This is a genomic window from Pseudoalteromonas sp. 31A1, from assembly GCF_011378815.1.
Taxonomy (GTDB): domain Bacteria; phylum Pseudomonadota; class Gammaproteobacteria; order Enterobacterales; family Alteromonadaceae; genus Pseudoalteromonas; species Pseudoalteromonas arctica.
Genome location: NZ_WTKY01000005.1, coordinates 23,828 through 45,327, shown reverse-complemented (window position 1 = coordinate 45,327; position 21,500 = coordinate 23,828). Strand labels below are relative to the sequence as shown.

The window sequence follows — 21,500 nt, the reverse complement described above, 5'->3', positions numbered from 1 at the left end:
TCTTAACCAGAGCTCAGGTTAACTATGTCGTCATGTATTTAGTTTAGTTATTGCGTGCTTGATTGGTTAGCGTAACCAGCGCTTTGCGAACCTCTATCGGGCTGTTGCACTGGGTTTTAAAGTTAATAAAGTAGTTACGCTTTTGGCTTTGTATATAAAAGCCAGTGGGTAGTAGGCCGCTCATTATTGGGGTGTTATCAGCTACGTTATAGTGCTGCATTAATATGAGCGACATAGCATCTTGATGGTCGTCGTTCATATGATTAATCATGCTTTGCTGTTGGCTTTCGTCCCAGTTTTTTGCTTCGTCTTGCCATTCGTTTTGCTCAAGCCAAAATATTTTTCCAAAGCCACCAATGTAGCGCACGCGTATTACGTCTAATTGCCATAATTGAAAGTCGTGCGCGTTGCGATAGCTGGCGGCTTCGGGGTATAAGGCAATATAGTTATTAAGTAAAGTGTTTGCTTGCTCACTTGGCACAACAGATCCATCACCTACAAGCGTTACTCGCCCGTGCTCGTTTTGGTCGCCGTAGTCGGCGGCGTCAAATATAGTAAGGCTCATACGAGAGTCGTGCTTTAGATTTTTAGTGTGCTGGGCTATATCGCTAATAAAAAAGTATAGTCGGCCTTGTTCGTCGCACATATAAGGGGTTACCGAGCCAAACGGGTAGCCACGTAAATTATTAGAAATAGTCGACATGACACCGGCATTGGTTTTGTAAACCAAGGTGCGTGCATCGTTTAATGCTTGCTCTCTCATAAAAACTCCTGACGTTGGGAAAAAACCATGGGTGCATCGTTATAAGGATGAGGATTTACGTGCAGTTTCATGGCGTACATTTGTTGTAAGTTTTGTTCAGTTAATACGGTGTTTATAGGCCCACTTTGCAGCACTTTTTTGTTGTGCAGTAAAATAGCGTCGGTTGCATAAAGGCTGGCTAAATTTAGATCGTGTATTGCAATAATGGCGCTGTTGCCCTGCTCTACAAAGGTTTTAACGCAGCTGAGCAGTGCATGTTGGTGGCGCATATCAAGTGCTGATGTAGGCTCGTCGAGCAGCATTAGTTTTGGCTCTGCCGATTGTGTAAAGGCATTAAGCTGCGCTAAAGTACGCGCCATATGCACGCGTTGTTGCTCCCCGCCCGAAAGCGCACTTACGCGGCGAGTTAAGTAATGGCTTAAATCCATAATAGCGGCGTATTTATGTACTTTTTCGCTTTGCATTTTTAATGACTCTACATACGGGTAGCGGCCCATTGCAATAAGCTCAAATACATTAAAATCAAACCCTACGTGGTTAGCTTGCATCATGACTGCGCGCTGTGTTGCAAGGCGTTTTTTAGCGTGAGAGGCCAGCGGCTTAGCATTAAAAAGTACACTGCCTGTAAAGGAGTGCATACCTGCTAAGGTATGCAGCAAGGTAGATTTACCTGCGCCATTTTCACCAAGTAGTGCTACAAGTTGCCCTTGTTTAGCGCTGCCATCAATAGCGTTTAAAACGCTATGATTATCAAAGCCAACGCTTAGGTTGTTAAACGTGATCATGACCAACCTCGCTTATTTTTCACTATTAAATAAATAAACAATGGCGCACCCAATAGCGCGGTAATAATGCCAATGGGTAGCTCTGATGGCATGATCACAATGCGTGCTAGCCAGTCAGAAAGTAGCAATACCACTACGCCAATTAGCATACAAAGCGGCAGCATATTACGTAAATGCGGCCCCACCATTAAGCGGGCAATATGCGGGACTACCAAGCCAACAAACCCTATTAAACCGGTAAGCGCTACAACCGCACCTACCCCTAATGCAACGAGTATAATGACATACAATTTAAGCTTATTAGTGTCTACTCCTAGGTACTGAGCTTGTGACTCGCCAATAAGGAGTAAGTTCATGGGGTTTTTTAACCGCCACAGGCCAATTAGGCTGATAAACAGTAACGGCGCAGCTTGAATAATCGTGCTCCAGCTTGCTCCGCCTAATGAGCCCATGGTCCAATAATTTATTAATCGTAGTGCGCTATCGTCGGCAAAAAAACTCAGTAGCCCAATAACAGCGAATGCTAACGCGTTAATAGCGACTCCTACCAATATAAGTGTGGTGATATTAATTTGCCCCTGCTGCTTGGCAATAAAATATACCAGCGAGGTAACACCAAGCGCCCCTAAAAACGACGCATAAGGTAAATACAACTGAGCGTTAAAATTAAACTGCGCGCTAAGTGCAATAAACGCCACTGCAACCATTGCCGCACCTGCACTAATGCCAATAATAGATGGGTCGGCCAACGGGTTACGGCAAAGCGCTTGGGTTGCCGCCCCTGTTTGGGCAAGTACCAACCCTACTAATACAGCAAGCACAAAACGCGGCAAACGTATTTGCATTACGACATTTATTTGCAGCGCATCAAACTGATTAAAGTACTCGGGTGCAAGCCAGGCAATAGCTAAACGCCAATCCCATCCTGCAGGGCCGTACCCAATGCTTAGTAGCGCCAAAGCAAAAATACAAACAGAGGCTAATAGCATCCACTTATGAGTTTGGCTAAGTGTTATGGGCACAAAGCGGCTCAATGTTAGGGTGTTCATAAGCGGGTTTTATACTCGTTAAGCTCATTAATTGCTGTGGTAATACGTGGCGACATGCCAAGCGAAAGCAGGCTATCCATAACAAGTAAGTTACAGCTTTGCGCAGCTTTTAATAAGCGTAGGTTCGGTTGCTTACAAAAAGCCTGCTTGCCGCCAATGCTTTGTACAACATGCTTTGGCGCAACTAAAAAGTCAGGCTGATTTACAGCAAGTACTTCGGTATTAATTACTTTAAAGCCTGAATGTGTAGCGCCTATATTAGTAATGCCCGCATAGCTAAATAATAAATTAGGGACGGTTTCTTGCCCTGCGGCAACAAGCCCGCGCTCATTAGCTGAGAGTAAAAATAGCGCGCTGCGTGTCTGCACTTTTGCTTTTACAGGTAATGAGTTTGTAATGTGCGTAATAAGTGATTGCGCTTTTTGCTTGGCGTTTAAGTCGGTACCAAGGCGTTTAATTAGCTCAAGTAGCTCATTAACTGAGGTCGGCTTTTTATAATGAATTAGCTTAACCCCTGTTGCCTCAATTTGTTTAAGTGCTTGGCTTCGCCCTGCGCCTTCAAGCGCTAACAAGGTGGTTGGGCGCATAGAAAGCACGCCTTCTGCCGCTAAATCGCGGTAATAACCCACTTGTGGTAATTGCGTAGCTTGCTGTGGGTACATACTAGATTGATCAACCGCTACAAGGGTATTTTGTTTGCCCAGTGCATAAATTATTTCTGTAAGGGTGCCGCCAGCACTAATAACGCGCTCCTGTGCAATTGCAGGTTGAGCGACTAAAGCAAACAATATAAATAGGTATTTCATTACAAACTCCGGCTTTTATTTTTCGGCTATTATAACTAGTTAAATCTAAATGAAAATGATTATCATAATTAATTGATCTTAATTTGACTTAGTTGTAACATCCTCGCCATAAATAATAACTATTATCATTTGGAGTTAAAGTGAACCCCTCTACATTTAAATTTACTGCTATAGCAACCTTATTACTCGGATCTGGCACTGTATTTGCCGAAAACATAATTGACGAACATATTGTTGTGAGTGGCTCGCGCTTTGAACAAAAGCTTAAAGATGTAACTGGCTCAGTTACTGTTATTACCGAGCAAGACATAGAGCGCCAGCTCGCTGTAGATTTACAAACCATGTTTAAATACGATTCAAGCATTGCAACTACTGGCAGTGGTGCAGGCGCGCAAACGCTTACTGTACGTGGCGTTGGTGGTAACCGCGTTGTATTTATAAAAGATGGCCGACGCACCAACGATGGTTATGCAAGCGGAGGGGGTTATTTAGTTGGCCGCAATTACTTTGATGTAGCGGGCGTAAAACAAGTAGAAGTCGCCAAAGGTGCTGCATCGTCTTTATATGGCTCTGACGCACTCGGCGGCATTGTGGTTATAACCACTAAAGATCCAAGCGATTACTTAAAAGATAGCAGCAGCTTTGTAAAAATGGCACTGGGGTATCAAGGTCAAAGTAACCAAATTGCTGCTGATATTACCGGTGCAAAAGACTTAGGCGACTTTGCAGTAAGCGCAGTTTATAGCCATCGCGACAGCGAAGAAGTACAAAATTACGACGAAAACTTACCCGGTTATGATGCAAAGTCGGACGCTTTAATAGTTAAATTTGAGCAACAGCTTGATGAAAAACGCACACTTAAATACACCCTTGATTATTTTAATCAAACGACTGAGCAAGTAATAACCCCCGCGGTTCAAGAAACCGAAGAAGACGATACAAGTTGGTCGCTGGCGCTAGATTACCACTCAGAAGTAGCAACCGCTGCGTTTGATAAATGGTACGGGCAAGTGTCTTATAGTAGTTACGAGCAACAAAGTGATGCAATTAGTGGCGCAAGCACCTACACCGATTATAACGACTATCGCTTTGAGCAAAATATTTTAGGTTTAAAAGCAGTATTTAATAAAGGGCTTAAAGGAGAAACCACCGATCATGAAGTGGTATATGGAGTTGATATCGACTTATACGACACCACCCGCCCTCGTTTTAAAACACGTATTTTAGCCGATGGCACCGTTGATTTTACCGATCAAAAACAAAAAGCATTTCCCGGAGCTGATACCTCTTTAATTGGCGCTTATGTGCAAGACAGTATTTCGTTTAATAACAGCGCGTGGTCGGTTATTGCAGGTGTGCGATACGATTACTACACCCTAGAGGCTAAAAGTGATGAGTTATACGCCGATGCACAGCTTGATGATATTACCGAATCTGCCTTTTCGCCTAAGCTAGGTGTTATATACCAAGTGGATGATAACTTATCGTTGTACGGGCAATACGTACGAGGCTTTAAAATACCACCACACGACCAAGCCTATCAAAGCCACGGCGTTGAGCCGTTTTATCAAATATTACCAAACGCCGATTTAGACCCTGAAAGCAGTGATTCGTTTGAGCTTGGGCTAAGATACGCCAGCAGCGATATTAGCGTAAACTTAAGTGCTTTTTATGCAGCATTCGATGATTTTATTGAAACCGCCGTAGTGGGTGTTGAGCCAACGTATATTCCTGGCGTAAACAAAACTTTGTATCAATATCAAAATATTAGCGAAACACAAATAAGCGGTGTAGAAGCCGGAATTGCCATGTATGTCGCTGAAAATATACTACTTGAGGCAAACGTGGCCTACGTTGATGGTGAAAACAAAGAAACCGATCAGCCACTTACCAGCATTAGCCCGTTAAATGGCTCAATATTGTTAAGTACAGAGCTGGGTAATATTAACTGGACCGCTGCGTTGCGTTTAGCTAAATCGCAATCGGATGTAGTACTTGATGCAAACGATGATAAAACTACGCAAGGGCATAGCTACGGCGTTGTTGATTTATACGCAAACTACGAATGGCAAGCGTGGCGGCTAAATGTAGGTGTACTTAACTTGCTCGATAAAGAATATGTACCTTTTGAGTTGATTGCAGGTCAATCGCAAAGTGCTGATTTTAGCCAATACACCCAACCTGGGCGTAACTTTTCAGCAAGGGTAAGCTATCAGTTTTAATTAGGGCTAAACAAATGGCAATAAACGCTGCATGGGTATGCAGCGTTTATTGCACATATTTACTCAAGTCAAATTACTTAATGGTGAGTATACTCAGGTACACTTCTACATACTTAATGCCCATTAACACTTTATATAAACAGCACTTTTAAAGCCAAAATCGCCGTTATTTATAAATTAATTAATCGCAAAGTCTTGGTTTTCTAAATAGCTGGGGCGTTTTTAAAACATGCTGTTAGCTTACTTGCAAGCGTTGTATTTATTGCGCTGTCGCATTCTAATTCCCCGTTATACTCCCCCTTAGTAAGCGGCACTAATCTTAACGAGTCATAGCTTGGTTTACTTTGTATTTATGAATTACCAAGCCTTGTTGCTGCGTTAGTTTTACTAATGAAAATGCATTTTTGTGTTTTATTAGTCGTGATTTTTCAACATGTAACGGGTTTTAAAAAGTTAGTTTGGTAGTAAAACTGCTTTGGCATTAGCGTATTTACCAAATTTTTTGATTGATGACTTAGCGCTTACAAAAATAACTGTAAAGGGGGTTAACAGTCACTATAGCAAAGGCATAGTAATGATTTACAAGCCATCAAAAGCAGATGGCTGGCTTAATAAACTCTCTGTAAAGTATTTATCAATTTAAAGTAATACAGTGTATTACTTAACTAAGCTGCGCTTAGCTAATATCGGCCACTACGCATCGGTTACGACCATGCTCTTTAGCATGGTATAGCGCCTTATCGGCACATTTATATACTTGGGCAATATCAGTACTATGCTCAGGCCAGGTCGCAATACCTATAGAAATAGTGATTTTTCCTATGGTGTTTATTTCTGTCGATTCTACTGTTTTACGTAAACGCTCTGCTATTTTATAGGCACTTTGGCTGTTTTCATTTGGTAGTACAAGAACAAATTCTTCACCGCCGATTCTTGATACTATGTCGTCTCTTCTTGATAGTTTTTTAATTATATTTGTTAGCGAAACTAAAGTTTCGTCGCCTTTATCATGTCCAAAAGTATCGTTAACACGTTTAAAAAAGTCGATATCAATTTCTAATATAGCGAATGGGGTTTGCTTTAGCATAAGCTGGTTAAGTAGGCCGTTTAAGCTTCTTCTGTTATGCGTATCTGTTAAGGGATCTGTTTGTGAGTCATGGCGTAGCACACCTATTTGTGCTTGTAATAAAGTAACCTCTCTTAACATCGCTAACTTCAGTTCTTGACTTTCAAAATACCACGACTTCACGCTTTTAAGTTTTTCTAAGCTTTTTGGATCATCGAGTGTATTTGCGTTATCGGCTAATCGCTTTAGCGGCCTTGCTATAAAGTGTGCGAATAAACCAATAAAAATAAATGTGACTAATGCCATAGGTATTGTTTGTTTAATGACTTCAATAGTTAATGTATCTAGCGAAGAGAGCGTTGATTCTAATGGTCTTTGCGCCACTATTCCCCATTTAGATAAAGTAATGGGTGCGTAGCCTGCGAGCATCGGCTTATTTAAGCTATTAATAACCGTTGAAGTGCCTATTTCGCCATCTATAACAGCGTCAATCACAGCATTGTTAGCAATAACGTTGCCGATTCTGGCAGGTTCTGGGTGATATAAAATGCGCTTATTTGAGCTAACAACATAAAGGTACGAACCACCTTTGTAGTAATGTTGTTCTAAAAGCTCATTTAAAATATTTTTCTCTTTTAAATAAAGAGAGCCCCCAATATAACCTAAATACTTACCTTCAGAATCAAATAGCGGGTGCGAAATAAAAACAATTAAATTATCAGCTGCCGATAAATAAGGCTCACTAATTAATGGGCGTTTTTCTTTTAGTGCTTCTATTGCTCCTGGAGACTGTATTTGTTGGCCTATTAAACTTTCAAAGTGAGGCGACGTCGCTGCAACTACACCATGTAAATTAATCACAACAGAGTTAAAGCTATCCGTTTGATGATTTAAACGAATGGCTTCATCGTTTAATAATTTGGAGTTATTTGGTGATTGCTCAATAATTTTAGCTGAGTATTCAAGCTGCTGAAGCGCAGACTTTAAAAAGTTATCAGTTGCGGAGGCTAATTTTTGTGCATAGGCTAAATTACTTTTTAGCGTATATGATGTTAACTGCTCTTTTTGAACCTGATAGGTAGAATAAAAACTCCCTACCAATGTGCTCAGTGCTGCAGAGAATGCGAGTAGCAATATAAGAAATCTTAAATTTAAAGCGGGTAGTAATTTATATAGCAAAGCTGCATTCCAAAGCACTCAAATTCAGCGCGTATTATACGAAGTTAGGTATTATACCCGTTTAAGTGTTTTTAATTAAGTTGGTTTGTTCAATTTAGCGACTATGCGTTAGGGTATGGCGTGATAAATAATATATTCCAGTATTGCCATTTTTTATCCTTTAATCAGTAAAACTCTAGCCAACTAAGTGAACGCACCGAGGTTGTTTATTAAGCTTTAAGATATAAGTTGTTGATGTCGTATAAAAAGGCAATATGACTAATAGATAAGTCAAAGTGTATGGCCATGAAAAAGTTAATATGAGGTCAGGACTAAAAACATCACACTAAGTTTATAAAAAAGGCCAGAAGCAAAAGCTACTGGCCTTTCATTAAAGCCGTCATGTGTTTAGAGACGACGGGATGTTATTTAAACTTATTTACTAACGTTTTTACGACGTCTATTAAACCATACTAATGGAGTAAGTAATAAAGCTATAAAGCCAAAACTACCACCACCGCTAGATTTTGCTTCTGTTACAGGCACTGTTGCTACCGCTTCATTTTTTACCATTACAGTACTTTGTTGAGTCACAGTTGTTACACCATCACTTACGGCAACTTCAAAAACAAGCTCTTCATCTGCAGTAATAGCTGCAGGTGTGAAGCTCAAAGTTGCTGTATCAGTACCAGTGAGCGTAGCATCACTACCGCTAACCTGAGTCCAAGCATAAGTTAGTGTTTGACCATTGCGATCTGACGCTGTTGCTGTAATTGTTCCTGTAGCAGATTCAGTAATTTCCGCTGATGCGCTTTCTACTAAAACAAGTGGAGCTGCGTTATCACATGCTAGTGAATCACCCGCTACAAGCTCTGAAAATACAGGAGATAAAACGTTAGACATAGTTAGGTTATCAATCCACCAACCTAAATCACTTACTGCGCCATCTGATGAAATTCTAAAGCGTACTTTTACTAAGTTGCCGTTTAGAGCATCACCAAAGTTGATAGTTTCATAATTACCATACGCGCCACTATCTTGTACGTTATTACCTGTGTATGTTTCACGTTCTTGAAGCTCTTGAGAATCGTTTTCGATTAGAACAGCGTCATAGCCAACATCAAATGTGCCGCCAATTTCAGTAGCATCAACCCAGTCACCACCATTAACACTAACTTCTACAACACCACCATCCCAGTTTTCCTCGATACTATAGAAATGCCAGAATGAAATTTCAAAGTCGCCAGAGTAACCGACTTCGAATGACTTACTCTCTACTGCTACATCCGATTGGAAGCCATTATTTACAAGGCGCATTGCTTGTGTGCCTAGGCCAAAGCCACCTTGTTCAAAGAATGCAATATTACTACTATTATCCATTACTTGAGTGCCAGCAGCTAAATCACCACCAAACATTACGTTTTCTTTTAAATCTAATAGTGATGAACTTGCTACTTCCATATCATCAGAAACTACAGCTCCAACAGGCGTTTCTGACTTAAAGCCCATATTTACTTCAAACGTAAGTGTTTGATCAAGCGCTTCAACGATATCATCGTCTGTTTCAATTTCAGGGAATGTGACTTCAATTTCTAGTGTTTCAGCTGTACCCGCTTCGTTCAAAGTAACTTTAATATCGTTACTTGTTATTGCTTCGTACGGTTGAACTTCACCAAAAGTAAGTAGGCCATCATTTTCAAATGTTACATCATGATCGCTTATAACTGTCAGTTGTGCTGTTGTACCACTAAGTACTTCACTACCACGGTTAGTAATTGTTACGCTAACCGTACTCGTTTCGCCTTTATCTAAAATATTGTCGTTAGTACAAAAACCAAGCTCTGTACCATTGTACATGTTGTTTAAGTCAGCACTTGCAAAAGCATAGCTAGAAAGCTGTGTTTTATCTGATTCAACTACACCAGTAAGGTCTTCACTGAAACGATCTGGCGATACTGCGCCAAGACCCATACCACGTTTAGCAAATGCGCCTACCATTAACTTGTAATCAGCAGGGTCTACTGCATAGGCAGCAGCTAAAATAGCATCACGTGCTTCAGTGTAGGTTGGTGCTATAGGTGTTAATTTGTAACCTGCAACTAAGTAATCTGCCATTCGAGTTTGTGCTTCATTAAAGCCATGCTCGTTAATAAGCGTTACGTAGTTTTCCCATAATACAGTTGCCCAAATTTCGCCGGCAGCATGAGGAGAAGCCACGCTTGTTGGTGAAATACCAATATCAGCACCAGCATTTTCAGTAATATGTCGGAACGATAATGCATTTACATCTGTATCAGTTGAATAAGGAAGACGACGAATACCGAAGTAGAAGTCTTCTACAAATGTGCCGCTACCATATGCTTTTTGGAACTTATCGTTACCTGTGATATTTATATCGCTTTCTTTAGCGATAAACATTAATGAGTGGAAATCGCCCCAGCCTTCGCCCATTGCGCGGCCTTGGAAGTTAATAAGGCCTGATGAATTACCGACTAAGCGGTTACTAATGTAGTGACCCCATTCATGAGCAATAATACCATTATCAAACGTACCATCTTTTAATGTTGCTTTGGTAAACATGTTTACAGTAACAACTTCACTAGCATCAATTAGGTCATACATTGCATGACCATCAGCGTAATTTAAACCCATATTTGGAATAGTTACAGTATCGTCTTCACCGCCCATTGGTGCCGGTTCTGCTGTATCTGGGTCATTATTAACAACGATAGTTGCTATTGCACCCGCATCTTGTGCATTTTTTACTTTAATTGTAAATGAGCATGAGCCACGGTCTACAATTGCAATTTTACCCGCTAGTTCAGCTGCATTTATAGCAGGCTCACAACCATCATTCACACTTGTTGAATCTACTGTATTTCCATCATCTAAACGAACAACTTCTGCAGCCACATCACTGAATTGGTATTTACCAAAGCCAGATTCTTTTGTTGAAGCTAAAAGGCCTAAAGAGTCATGTGAAGTTACTGTAATACCAAAATCTACACCAACAACGGCATCTTTACTGTTGTACAAGTACATTTGCATACGTGGGCTAGCACCATCAGCTGGCGTAGACATATTTGCGTTATTACGACCTGAGTTATCTTGAGCCTGTGCTTCAATCGGGTCACCTTCTACGCCGCCACGACCAAAGTTAGATACTTGAGCTACATTTGACGTTTCATCAAAACCATGATCATAGAAAAAATCATGTAAAAAGTTATTCATATAAAACAAGTTAACAATAGCCGCTTTACGGTTTGCGTAGCTATTTGCAACTTCATCTACTTTATAAGGGTAGTCAAATGTGAAGTCTGCTGTTGTTTCAGCAGTAAAGTCACCTTCACTAAAGTCTTGAGGTGCAACCACATCTGCGTAAGCAAATACGTTATTACCTGATGTTGTCGTTGCATCATCAGCTAACCATGGGTCCATTGTGCTTAGTTTACTGTAGTAAGATAGAGATACCATTGGCGCGTCTAAAATCTCAGTCTCGTCTACTTGCCCTGGGTCATCTGCAGGAATTACGTCACCGTGCGGGCTTTCCATTGGGTAGCCATCTTGGTTAGCGTAAACACGGTAATTAAAGTCAGCTGCATGAGATTTCAAATCTTTCGCAAAATATACTTTGCTGTTATTCGAATCTACTACATAACTAAAGTAGTCACTTTCTAAAGAGCCAACTTCTGCTACTTCTACTTCAATGTAGTAAGCAGATTTAAGCTCGCCTGCAACTTCAAAAAACACTTCTTTTGCACGTGGTGTACCTAAAACAATCTTAGAGTCATCTAATGATTTAGCCTCATACTTTGCATATCCACCCTCGTTACCAATTTTACGAAGTGAGACATCAATATTTGCTAATTCACTAAATGCTTTTTTTATACTTTGCTCAGAGCTTACAAAACCCGTTAATGCAGCAAGTTTATTTTTAGATGACGACGTATCCGCAAAATAACCCGAGCTTGCTACTAGGTTGTACTCTTTATCCATTAACAAGTTGTATTCGCGGTTAAAAACTTCAACACCGTTTACTTGTTGCTTGTATTTTGCACTAATAGAACCGCGTTTTTGCTCTGATAAATCAACCATAACAGCAGAAGATGCTGTTGTTTTACGATTACTAATACCTGTTAAAGTTTCAATATAAAAGTCAGCAGCATATTGATTACGGTTATCAGCTGCGATTAAAGCCATGTCAGGCTTACGCTGACCTATTGCTTGCCATAAAAATGTTGCTTTACCCATTTGTGCATCGTAAATAGATTTTTGACCCGATACAGTGGCGCGTTCGGCTAAGGTTCTCTGCTGAACAGCAGCTAAAGAAGTACCCTGAGTAACTGCATTTGTAGCACTTACATCATAAAATCGGGTTTGTTCAGCGGCCGTTAGCTCACCTGCTGCTAATGTTGATGCTACAACTATGGCAATAGTTGTTAATTTAAATTGAGACATGTATCCACCTGTTTGTATTTATTATATTAAAGTACTTAATGTTTTTTAATTGATTATTTTATGTAAACGCATAGTTAAGTTGTTAATATACATACTTGAATGAAGCTGAATAGCTTTAAATTTAGAGAAAAGTAAACAAAGGTAAACGAATGCAAAAAATAATTTTTATAAGTTCAGTGCCAATAATTGCAGCTTTATTACTATCTGCATGTAATAACAGTGAAAAAACAGAGGTTAACAACTCTCAGGCGCTACCTAAAACAGCAGAAATCATTATAAAAGAACCATCTAAGAACCAGAAAACTGACACTATTTTTCCTAAAAAAGAAAGTAGTCAAGGTATTATGAAAAAAGCATCTAAAAGCATAAATTCATCGGGTGATAAGCTTATTTTTAACTCTGAGCAGTTATTTAAAGGCGACGTTATTTATAATCAGAACTTAAAGCAAAAAGGTGTAGTAACAGGTACTCTTACCATTACATTAAATACCGATTCTTTGCCTGATGAGTTAAAAAATAATTATGAGTTAGTTAAATCGACAGCTCACAATTACACATTACTTGTTGAAAAGGATGTTGATATTGCAGGATTATCTAAAGATCTAAACAATTATAGCTCAGTGAGCAATGTAGAAGTTGCAATTGATTACTCTCCTATCGAAACACACTTTTAATCAGCAACAATGCACTTACCACTACCATACTTATTAACATGGTAAAGTACTTTGTCAGCACATTTGTAAACTTGGTCTATTCCGTTACTACGCTCAGACCAAGTTGCAATGCCAATAGGAATTATTATAAATCCAATAGTTTACGTATTTATAGACTCAACGGTTTGACGTGATCGCTCCGCTATTTTGCGCACTTTGCTGTTCTTATTAGGTAAAAAAATACAAATTCTTCTCTACCTAAATGCGCCACAATATTGTCTTTTCAAGATGATTTTTAGTTGAATAGGCAGGTTATTGCATTGCTGATTCTAAAGAGTATAAGTTGTTGATGCTAGTTTATTAGCGCAGGCATAGTTATTTTTAGTGTAAGTTTTTAACTGCTCCTTTTGTGCTTGGTAGGTAGAATAAAAGCGACTTACTAAAGTACTAATAAAGGCTGTAATCGTTAAATGAAAAATAAGAAATCGAAGATTAAGGCTATTAATAATTCTTTCGAAAATGAATGCCATCCTAAGTATTAGGCATTCAATACTTGCACCTATAATTGAGCATAAAGCCTGCAATTACAGCCTATTAAAAATTTATTACCTAATATCAATAAAGCCAGAAAAAATATAACTTTTCACTAAGTTCAAAACTATAATTTTTCTTCAATTTTTACAATACGTTAATGGTTTTTGTAAAGAAAACCTTCTTTTGCAGTTACTTTAAAAAGTAGTTAAGCTGCATACATTTATCTACTTTTTAGCCTTGGAGAGCGTTTTGCTAAATAAGTATGCTGTATCGTCTATCGTTTTTTTATCTGGGTGTTTAATGCCATTACAATCCTCGTTTGCTAAACCCGTGCTTTCTCTTGAACAACAACTTGGGCAAAAGTTAATACTCGACTTTCGCTACTTCTGCCAGCAAGGAGCAAGTAATAAATGCCGAACGCCAATGACCGAGTTACCTAATGAGCTTGCCGTCGCTATTGCTAAATACGATATTGGCGGAGTTATTTTATTTTCTGAAAACACTCAATCAATAGAACAAACCATTACGCTTAATAGCCAATTGCAAACAGCTGCAAGTAAGTCCAGTAGTAAGCTGCCTTTATTTATATCAATAGATCAAGAAGGCGGACGTGTAGCGCGTTTACCACGCGATGTTGCTACATCATTTACCGGTAATATGTCGATTGGCGCAACGTACAAAAAACACGGTACAAGCTTTGCCACAAAAACAGCAACAGTAATAGCTAAAGAGCTAAATTCGCTGGGTATCAATGTAAATTATGCGCCTACCGTTGATGTAAACATGAACCCCGATAACCCTGTTATTAATGTACGCTCATTTGGTGAAAACCCAGCACTCGTTAGTAAATTAGGCGCAGCTCAAGTTGCAGGATTTGAAAACAACGGTGTTATTACCTCGTTAAAGCACTTTCCTGGTCACGGCGATACAAACGTAGATAGCCATACAGGTTTGCCTAAAGTAAACCATGCAAAAGAAGTTATTTACGAGCAAGACCTAGCGCCGTTTAAACACATTATCGCCAAGCAAAACCCTGGCATGATAATGACGGCGCACATCCAGTATCCAGCGCTCGATAGCACAACGTTTGTAAGTGTTGATGGCAAAACCATGATAAAACCGGCAACAATGTCACGTGCAATCATTACTGATATTTTACGCGGTGAGCTTAATTACCAAGGTGTTGTAGTAACCGATGCGCTTGATATGGCTGGTATTAGTAACTTTTTTACACCAACTCAAGCGGTAATTAATACGTTTGCGGCTGGGGCTGACATTGCCCTAATGCCCGTTGAAATTAGAACACCCAATGACTTTAATAAGCTCGATGACCTTATTAAAGAGCTTGTTGCAGCGGTTAAATCAAAACAACTTGATGAGCAAGAAATAGCGCAATCTGCGATGCGTATTACCTCTCTTAAAAATAAATTTAGATTAAGCACTAATTTTGACCCTATTACCGCGCTTACAGAAGCTAAGCAGGTTATTGGCAGTGCTGCACATCGTGAAATAGAAGCGCAACTTGCTGTAGAGGCAATAACGCAGGTTAAAAATAATAACAGTACTTTGCCGCTTAATTTAAAAGCAGGAAGTAATGTTCATATTATTATGCCCGACACGCGTAAATGTATGGCAATGCAGCAAGCAATTGAAGCTACCAGCCAGCAAAAATTCACCTATAGCTGTAGTAGCTTACAAGGGTTCGACCCTGCACTCGCAAAAGCACAAATACACGCTGCTGATGTAGTGATAGCCGGCAATGCAACGCCTAATCAAAGTGCGGTAGAAATTGGCGGTATGGATGATTTAAAAGACGACCCTAATTTTGCACTTAATAATGCAGAGCAACCAAAAGCACTTGAGTCATTATTAGATATGGCAAAAGATGAAAATAAAAAAACTGTTTTTATAAGCTTAAGAGCCCCTTACGACATTGCTAAATTTGGCGATTATGCAAATGCTGTACTTGCATCTTACGCATATAATATTGATGTAGATAAAAACGATATTGTATCTGGGCCTGCTTTTACCGCCCTTGCAAAAGTGTTATTTGGTGAAGCACCTGCTAACGGCGTACTGCCTGTCACAATAAAATCGCGAAAGGCGCACTAATATGAAACTTAATTGCGATTTAGGTGAAAGCTTTGGCGCGTGGAAAATGGGGCTAGACGATGATGTAATGCCTCATATTGATATGGCTAATATTGCCTGTGGATTCCATGCTGGTGATGCTGATGTAATGGCAAATACGCTGCTACTTGCCAAACAGCATAATGTTCAAATTGGTGCTCACCCAAGTTACCCCGATAGGCAAGGCTTTGGTAGACGCTCAATGAATCTTAGCGAAAAAGAGCTTACACATTGCCTGCATTATCAAATTGCAGCGGTTGAAGGTATGGCAAAAGTGCAGGGATTAACACTTAGCTACGTAAAGCCACATGGTGCGCTTTATAACGACATGATGGCTGATGAAACAATATTAAACACTGTCATGCATGCCATTGCCATCTACCCAACCCCATTAAAGCTCATGCTACTTGCAACAGCTAAAGCACAAAGCCATCAGCAACTTGCCAAAACATACCAATTAACATTAATTTTAGAAGCCTTCGCGGACCGTCAATATACCGATGCAGGACTGTTAGTATCGCGGAATATTCCTGGTAGCGTGCATAATAAATCGGCACTGATTGCGCAAGTAAAACAATTGTTAACTACAGGCTGTGTAACAACTCAATCGGGAAAGGTATTACCTTTACATGCTGATAGTTTATGTGTGCATAGCGATAACGAAGCAAGCATTGCCCTTATTCAGGAGATCAAAGCTCTGTGCCAAACTCGTTAAACACTCAAAAACTAAGTAACCTGACTCTGGTTAAGAGATTTACTGCGTATTGAACCATGGTGATATTTAACTTTATTTTCTCTAGCCAGAGATTCTCAGTGAAAAAAAGACGAATTTACGCATCAATAGCGGGCCTATTGCAAGTAAATTCAACGCAGTTAGCGCTGAAAATAGCTGCTCGATATAGATTTATTATCCAGAGTTCAGGTTAATTAATCATGCATATTGTACATTACGCAATGAGCTTAAGCTCAGCACAGGTCATAAACTTTACTTTATTTATTATATTTTTAACGTACCATTAAAGCGCTACTCTTAATTTTAGGAAAAATGCAAATAGCATATGGAACTTTCCCCTTATACTCAGTTTACACCCTACCTTAGCCACAGCACTTTTTGTTGTAAATTTGATAGTAACCACTTTATTGATAGTGACTTTTCGAGTTATCAGATTTTTTCACCGCTGCAACTTCAAAAAGCAGTCACAAAACGAAAGGCCGAGTATTTGGCTGGCCGATTTTGTGCGAAAAAAGTACTAAACGCACTCGGTATTTCCTCTTTTGATATTCTTTCTGGCAATGATCGCGCGCCGATATGGCCTGATAAAGTTATCGCTAGTATTACCCATACTCAAGGGATTGCAATGGCAATGGCCTCTCAGCGCACAGATATCGCTGGCATTGGTATTGATATCGAACAGCTAATGAGCGCAAAACAAGAGCGAGAGCTACAAGAACAAATTTTGCACCCTAATGACTATCCTCAGTTTAGATTGTTCGCAGAGCAGGTATCACACCCGTTAACCATTATCTTCTCAGCAAAAGAAAGTATTTTTAAAGCTTTGTACGCAAGTGTGAAACAATTTTTTGGCTTTGAAGCGGCTACGCTCATTGCCTTTAATGAACAACAACTGCAATTTAAAATAACCCAAGCACTTTCACCGCAAGTGCCTAAAGACACTTACTTAACCGTATTTTACCAATGTGACAAAAATATAGTGCTCACAGAGTGCGAATTCAAAAATTCCTAGTTATACCAACCTGCATAAACCTTTGAGCAATTTAACGAATTAAATTGCACTATATGTCGTTAAAATTTTTATTTGAAACAAATAGATAAAAAATTTGTCTAGGACCTGTTTATCTTTCGAGGTCAAATTTTCAGCCGTATGCTTGGTATTTAGGCAAGGCTGAGCTTATGTAGTGTGGTTATTCCCCATAAATAGGCGATAACGTTGAATAAATGCCAAATATGCGCTGCCAGTAGGGTAACGCAGGAGCCGTTACCAAGCCCACTAGGTTACAAACCTCACGCCGCGATTAAATCGCCCTAGATTGAAATAACAGCCAAACCACCTCTCTACTGATTAACAATTAAGTTAAAAATACAACATTAATTAACTTTAGTGTTGTATTTTAATACAATTGAATATAGCATTGAAAATAATTATCATTTACATTTACGGAAGGGAATACCTGTGAAATTTAAGGATGTTTTAATCCCCCTCGCAGCACTTACATCTACTACAGCTTTAGCTAATTCTGATAACAATGACGCAGTGGATCAAATGACCGTTATTGAAGTTACTGGCGAGTTATTATCAAGAAGTCTACTACAAAGTGGTAATAGCGTTGTTGTTTTCGATAGTAAAGAACTTGAAAGCCGCCCCGAATTAAGAACAGTAAGAGACGTACTAAGCGAAATTCCAAACATCACAATGGTCACTGGTACTGGTAAAGCTCCAACAGTAAGGGGTATTGATGGTACTGGAGCCGCAGAAAACGCGAATGCATTTTTTGCAGGCAGCAGAGCACGCTTAAACTGGCAAATTGATGGTCGTTCAGCTACTTATAACGAAATAGTTTTTGGCGATTTAGGTATTTGGGACCTTGAACAAATTGAAGTTCTCAGAGGGCCGCAAAGTACTTTAGCTGGGCGTAATGCAATAGCAGGTACAATACGCGTAGAAACACAAGATCCGACGTTTGAACAAGAGTTCACAATTCGTGCTGAAGGCGGGAATTTAGACCAAAAACGACTTTCAGCTATTTATAATCAACCTCTTTCGGAGCAGTTTTCCTTACGAATTGCAGCAGATCAATTTGAGCGTCGTTCATCTGTTGATTATGAACCTTACCCTGGTGTTAAAAACCCAGCTGACATGGAAGGCCGTGCAATTAGAGGGAAATTACTTTATGAGGGCGATGACAAATACGGTACACGCGTTGTTGTCACATTAACCGATAACAAATACAGTGGTCCAAATGGTGAAATTATTGATTATCCATTTGATCAGCGTCGTTCTGACTTTCCGCAACAACCCGTTCATGTTACGCATACTAAAAGCTTAGGCATTGAATACAGCGCATCATTAACTCAACAACTACAGCTAGAAGTAACAGCTTCAGCAACAGACTTTAATTTTGAACGTAAATCTACGCCAGATGGGTCTAAAGCGAATGTTGATAACAAAGAGTTTGTGATAGAACCTCGTTTACGCTATCAAGGTGATAACGGCGAACAATGGGTTATTGGTAGTCGCTACTATACTTCGGAACAAGATGATTGGATCCAATTTATTGTAAAACAAAGCTTTACTGATGATTCAGATAATTTTGCAATCTACTCTGAAGGTGCCCTCCCATTTAGTGACAAGTTTGAGCTAACGGCAGGTTTACGCTACGAAAAGGAAAACCGCAAACGTGAAGGTGGGGATCCTGATAGAGCGATTGCAAAAATAGAATCCGATAACGACTACAGTGCCTTATTACCTAAACTTGGGCTTAGCTACCAAGTAAGTGATACGCATATTGTCGGTTTACAATTATCTCGCGGGTATAATGCAGGAGGCGGCGGCATTTCCTTTGGCGCACCAATTGTTAACTATGAATATGATGAAGAGTACGTAAACTCTTTAGAAATCTATGGTCGTCAGCAATGGGCTAATAACAGTATAAACACATCTCAAAACCTGTTTTATTCGCAATATACAGACATGCAGCTACCTTTTGATTTAACACCTGAAAACTCACGTGATGAAGCTTATGTAGTTAGAAATGCAGACGAAGTAACTACTATTGGTTTTGAATTTAATGCCGATTGGCAGATTAATGATCAGTTCAATCTTTATGGTGGTTTTGCACTGTTAGATTCTGAGATCACTGATTATCCAAACTCAGGACTAGAAGGGAATTCATTATTTACGGTACCTTCTGCTTCTATGAAATTAGGGACCACATGGCAATCAAATAATTGGGTTGTTAACGTTAGCGGCCAGTACACTGATGGTTGGTATACTAGTATTTCAAACGATGAAGGCGGTAAAACAGACGCTTTTGCGACCTTTGATACAAGTTTGAACTACGTTATCTCTGAGCAAGCTAAAGTGTATCTTTCAGTGCGTAATATTTTTGATGAAGATGCTCCTGTTGCATTGTATCCAGGTACAGCACCTGCTGATAGCAATGAACCTGATACTAACTTTGATAAAGCAGTATTGACCCAACCAAGAACGATTAGTGCGGGCATACAGTATACATTCTAATCAATCAGATTTTCCCACGGCAAAGCTAAATCATTTGCCGTGGAAAAATCTATAAAATCAATAATAAAGGTTATTAAGTATGACAACAATTAAATACGATAGCAGCCTCTGGCCATTAGCTGTAACAGTGGCAAAGGGGGAGTGCACGCTAGCAATGCACTTAGACTCTTTAATATCATGGGATCGTTGGTTTGATAGAGCTGAAGCATTTATTGTAGTACGTGTTTATACAGATGAAGCATCCTTACAACACCCTAAAGGGGCGGGTCCTGCAACACAAAAATGGCTTAAAGATGGTGCGGCAGAGAAAATGCAACAACGTGTTCAAGCGATGCTTATAGTTGTTCCTGAGGAGCAATATCAAAAATTGCAGAATATGAGCGTTCAAAAAGCCTTTGGTATACCTGGAGCCGTATTTAAATCACTTGATGATGCTGCAACATGGCTACAGGCATCAGCCAAAGAGATAGCGATACCTGAAAATATTGAATTACAAGATGTAGCTACACTTGTCCACTCTCATTGCGGTAATACCAATTAGCTTAATTAAGTGATCTATTTTGAGGTAAGAAAATCGTGTCGATAACAAGGCAACAAAGAGTTAATCGTCCCTAGAAAGAACCCAAAGGGTAGCGAATGTTTGGTCTTTATGCTGCGTTATCGCCTATTTATGGGCAGTGACCACACTACATAGGCTCTGCCTTACCTAAAAACCAAACAGGCCGCTGTAAATTCAACCACCAAAATTCAACACGCCCTAGTTACCCCTTTATAAAAACACTCAATAATATGTAATCGATACAACTTAAAATCATATATTTGTAAGTGTTTTTTCCGCCACCATAATGTGAGGAAGTACATCTTCAATATCTGTTTGCAGCTTTGCATTAATATTATAAACATTACTTAAATGGCGCTGTGTTAGTACTTCTTCAGGCGAGCCATGAGCAACAACTTTTCCTTTATCAAGCATGTAAATTCGATCTGCAAAGCTCGCAGCAAGTGATAAATCATGAAGAACAGCAATAACTCCCGCGCCTTGTTTTGCCGTTGTAACGGCTTGGTTCATAACTTCATATTGATGATATAAATCTAAGCTAGCAGTTGGTTCATCAATTAATAAATAAGCATTTTTTTGCTGAGTTAAACTTGGCTGTAATTGGCACAATACACGAGCTAATTGAGTACGTTGCTTTTCACCACCAGAAAGCTGAGTAAAGCATTGCTGTGCTAGGTGAGTAATCCCTACGGCTTTCATTGCATCATAAGAGCACTGTTTCAAAGTAGCCTGCGTGCACTGTTCTTGATGACTAAAATGCGCCATATCAACAACTTCATTAACGGTAAAAGGAAAATCTAACTCGTAGCTCTGGGTTAATACCGCCCTTAATTTAGCAAGCTCTAGCAAACTATACTCATTTAACTCTCGTTGATTAATATTTACCGTTCCGCCACTTAACGGCAAATCTCCTGATAATGCTTTCATTAATGATGATTTACCTGCGCCATTGGGACCAATGATAACTACAATTTCATGTGGTTTTACATAAAAATCAATATTATCCAGCAACGTTTTATGTTTGATTTTTACGCTAAGCTGGTTGCCAATTAACATAG

General features: G+C 39.5%; 14 protein-coding genes. 7 read left to right on the top strand and 7 right to left on the bottom strand.

Features of this window, described 5'->3' with window-relative positions; genetic code table 11:
• Positions 1-43 precede the first annotated feature (43 nt).
• The 4 genes from GQR52_RS06870 to GQR52_RS06855 are packed head-to-tail and all read right to left on the bottom strand — an operon-like array spanning position 44 to position 3,403.
• Complete coding sequence (locus tag GQR52_RS06870; protein WP_165727930.1) at positions 44-763, bottom strand: DUF2470 domain-containing protein; 720 nt, start codon at positions 761-763, stop codon at positions 44-46.
• Positions 760-1,548 (bottom strand): heme ABC transporter ATP-binding protein, encoded by a 789-nt coding sequence (locus GQR52_RS06865; protein WP_165727929.1) that lies wholly within the window; start codon positions 1,546-1,548, stop codon positions 760-762. Before GQR52_RS06865 ends, GQR52_RS06870 begins: the two co-directional genes overlap by 4 nt.
• Positions 1,545-2,597 (bottom strand): iron ABC transporter permease, encoded by a 1,053-nt coding sequence (locus GQR52_RS06860; RefSeq protein ID WP_007583641.1) that lies wholly within the window; start codon positions 2,595-2,597, stop codon positions 1,545-1,547. The genes GQR52_RS06865 and GQR52_RS06860 overlap by 4 nt, the downstream gene beginning before the upstream one ends.
• Positions 2,594-3,403: an ABC transporter substrate-binding protein gene (locus GQR52_RS06855; protein ID WP_165727928.1), complete on the bottom strand. Its 810-nt coding sequence runs from the start codon at positions 3,401-3,403 to the stop codon at positions 2,594-2,596. The genes GQR52_RS06860 and GQR52_RS06855 overlap by 4 nt, the downstream gene beginning before the upstream one ends.
• A 140-nt stretch (positions 3,404-3,543) precedes the next feature.
• Between GQR52_RS06855 and GQR52_RS06850 the strand changes: the two genes are divergently transcribed.
• Complete coding sequence (locus tag GQR52_RS06850) at positions 3,544-5,625, top strand: TonB-dependent hemoglobin/transferrin/lactoferrin family receptor (protein ID WP_165727927.1); 2,082 nt, start codon at positions 3,544-3,546, stop codon at positions 5,623-5,625.
• 676 nt (positions 5,626-6,301) lie between these two features.
• Here the strand turns inward: GQR52_RS06850 and GQR52_RS06845 are convergent.
• The gene (locus GQR52_RS06845) at positions 6,302-7,825 is read right to left on the bottom strand and encodes a sensor domain-containing diguanylate cyclase (protein ID WP_165727926.1); all 1,524 of its coding nucleotides are present in this window, start codon (positions 7,823-7,825) and stop codon (positions 6,302-6,304) included.
• A 459-nt stretch (positions 7,826-8,284) separates the two neighbouring features.
• Complete coding sequence (locus GQR52_RS06840; protein ID WP_165727925.1) at positions 8,285-12,307, bottom strand: rhombosortase-dependent M36 family metallopeptidase; 4,023 nt, start codon at positions 12,305-12,307, stop codon at positions 8,285-8,287.
• Between the two features lie 149 nt (positions 12,308-12,456).
• Here GQR52_RS06840 and GQR52_RS06835 point away from each other — a divergent pair, with 149 nt between their 5' ends.
• The 6 genes from GQR52_RS06835 (at position 12,457) to GQR52_RS06810 (ending at position 20,424) form a co-directional block, all read left to right on the top strand.
• The gene (locus tag GQR52_RS06835; RefSeq protein ID WP_024592711.1) at positions 12,457-12,981 is read left to right on the top strand and encodes a hypothetical protein; all 525 of its coding nucleotides are present in this window, start codon (positions 12,457-12,459) and stop codon (positions 12,979-12,981) included.
• Positions 12,982-13,794: 813 nt separating this feature from the next.
• Entirely contained in the window at positions 13,795-15,606 is a 1,812-nt protein-coding gene (locus GQR52_RS06830) for a glycoside hydrolase family 3 protein (RefSeq protein ID WP_165727924.1), read from the top strand.
• A gap of 1 nt (position 15,607) precedes the next feature.
• Entirely contained in the window at positions 15,608-16,339 is a 732-nt protein-coding gene (locus tag GQR52_RS06825) for a 5-oxoprolinase subunit PxpA (RefSeq protein WP_165727923.1), read from the top strand.
• 343 nt (positions 16,340-16,682) lie between these two features.
• Complete coding sequence (locus GQR52_RS06820; RefSeq protein WP_165727922.1) at positions 16,683-17,369, top strand: 4'-phosphopantetheinyl transferase superfamily protein; 687 nt, start codon at positions 16,683-16,685, stop codon at positions 17,367-17,369.
• Between the two features lie 447 nt (positions 17,370-17,816).
• Positions 17,817-19,883 (top strand): TonB-dependent receptor, encoded by a 2,067-nt coding sequence (locus tag GQR52_RS06815; protein WP_165727921.1) that lies wholly within the window; start codon positions 17,817-17,819, stop codon positions 19,881-19,883.
• A gap of 79 nt (positions 19,884-19,962) precedes the next feature.
• Positions 19,963-20,424 carry a hypothetical protein gene (locus GQR52_RS06810; protein ID WP_165727920.1) on the top strand — a complete coding sequence of 154 codons (462 nt, stop codon included), beginning with the start codon at positions 19,963-19,965 and terminating at the stop codon, positions 20,422-20,424.
• 270 nt (positions 20,425-20,694) lie between these two features.
• Here the strand turns inward: GQR52_RS06810 and GQR52_RS06805 are convergent, their stop codons facing one another.
• Positions 20,695-21,498 (bottom strand): heme ABC transporter ATP-binding protein, encoded by an 804-nt coding sequence (locus GQR52_RS06805; RefSeq protein WP_165727919.1) that lies wholly within the window; start codon positions 21,496-21,498, stop codon positions 20,695-20,697.
• Positions 21,499-21,500 lie beyond the last annotated feature (2 nt).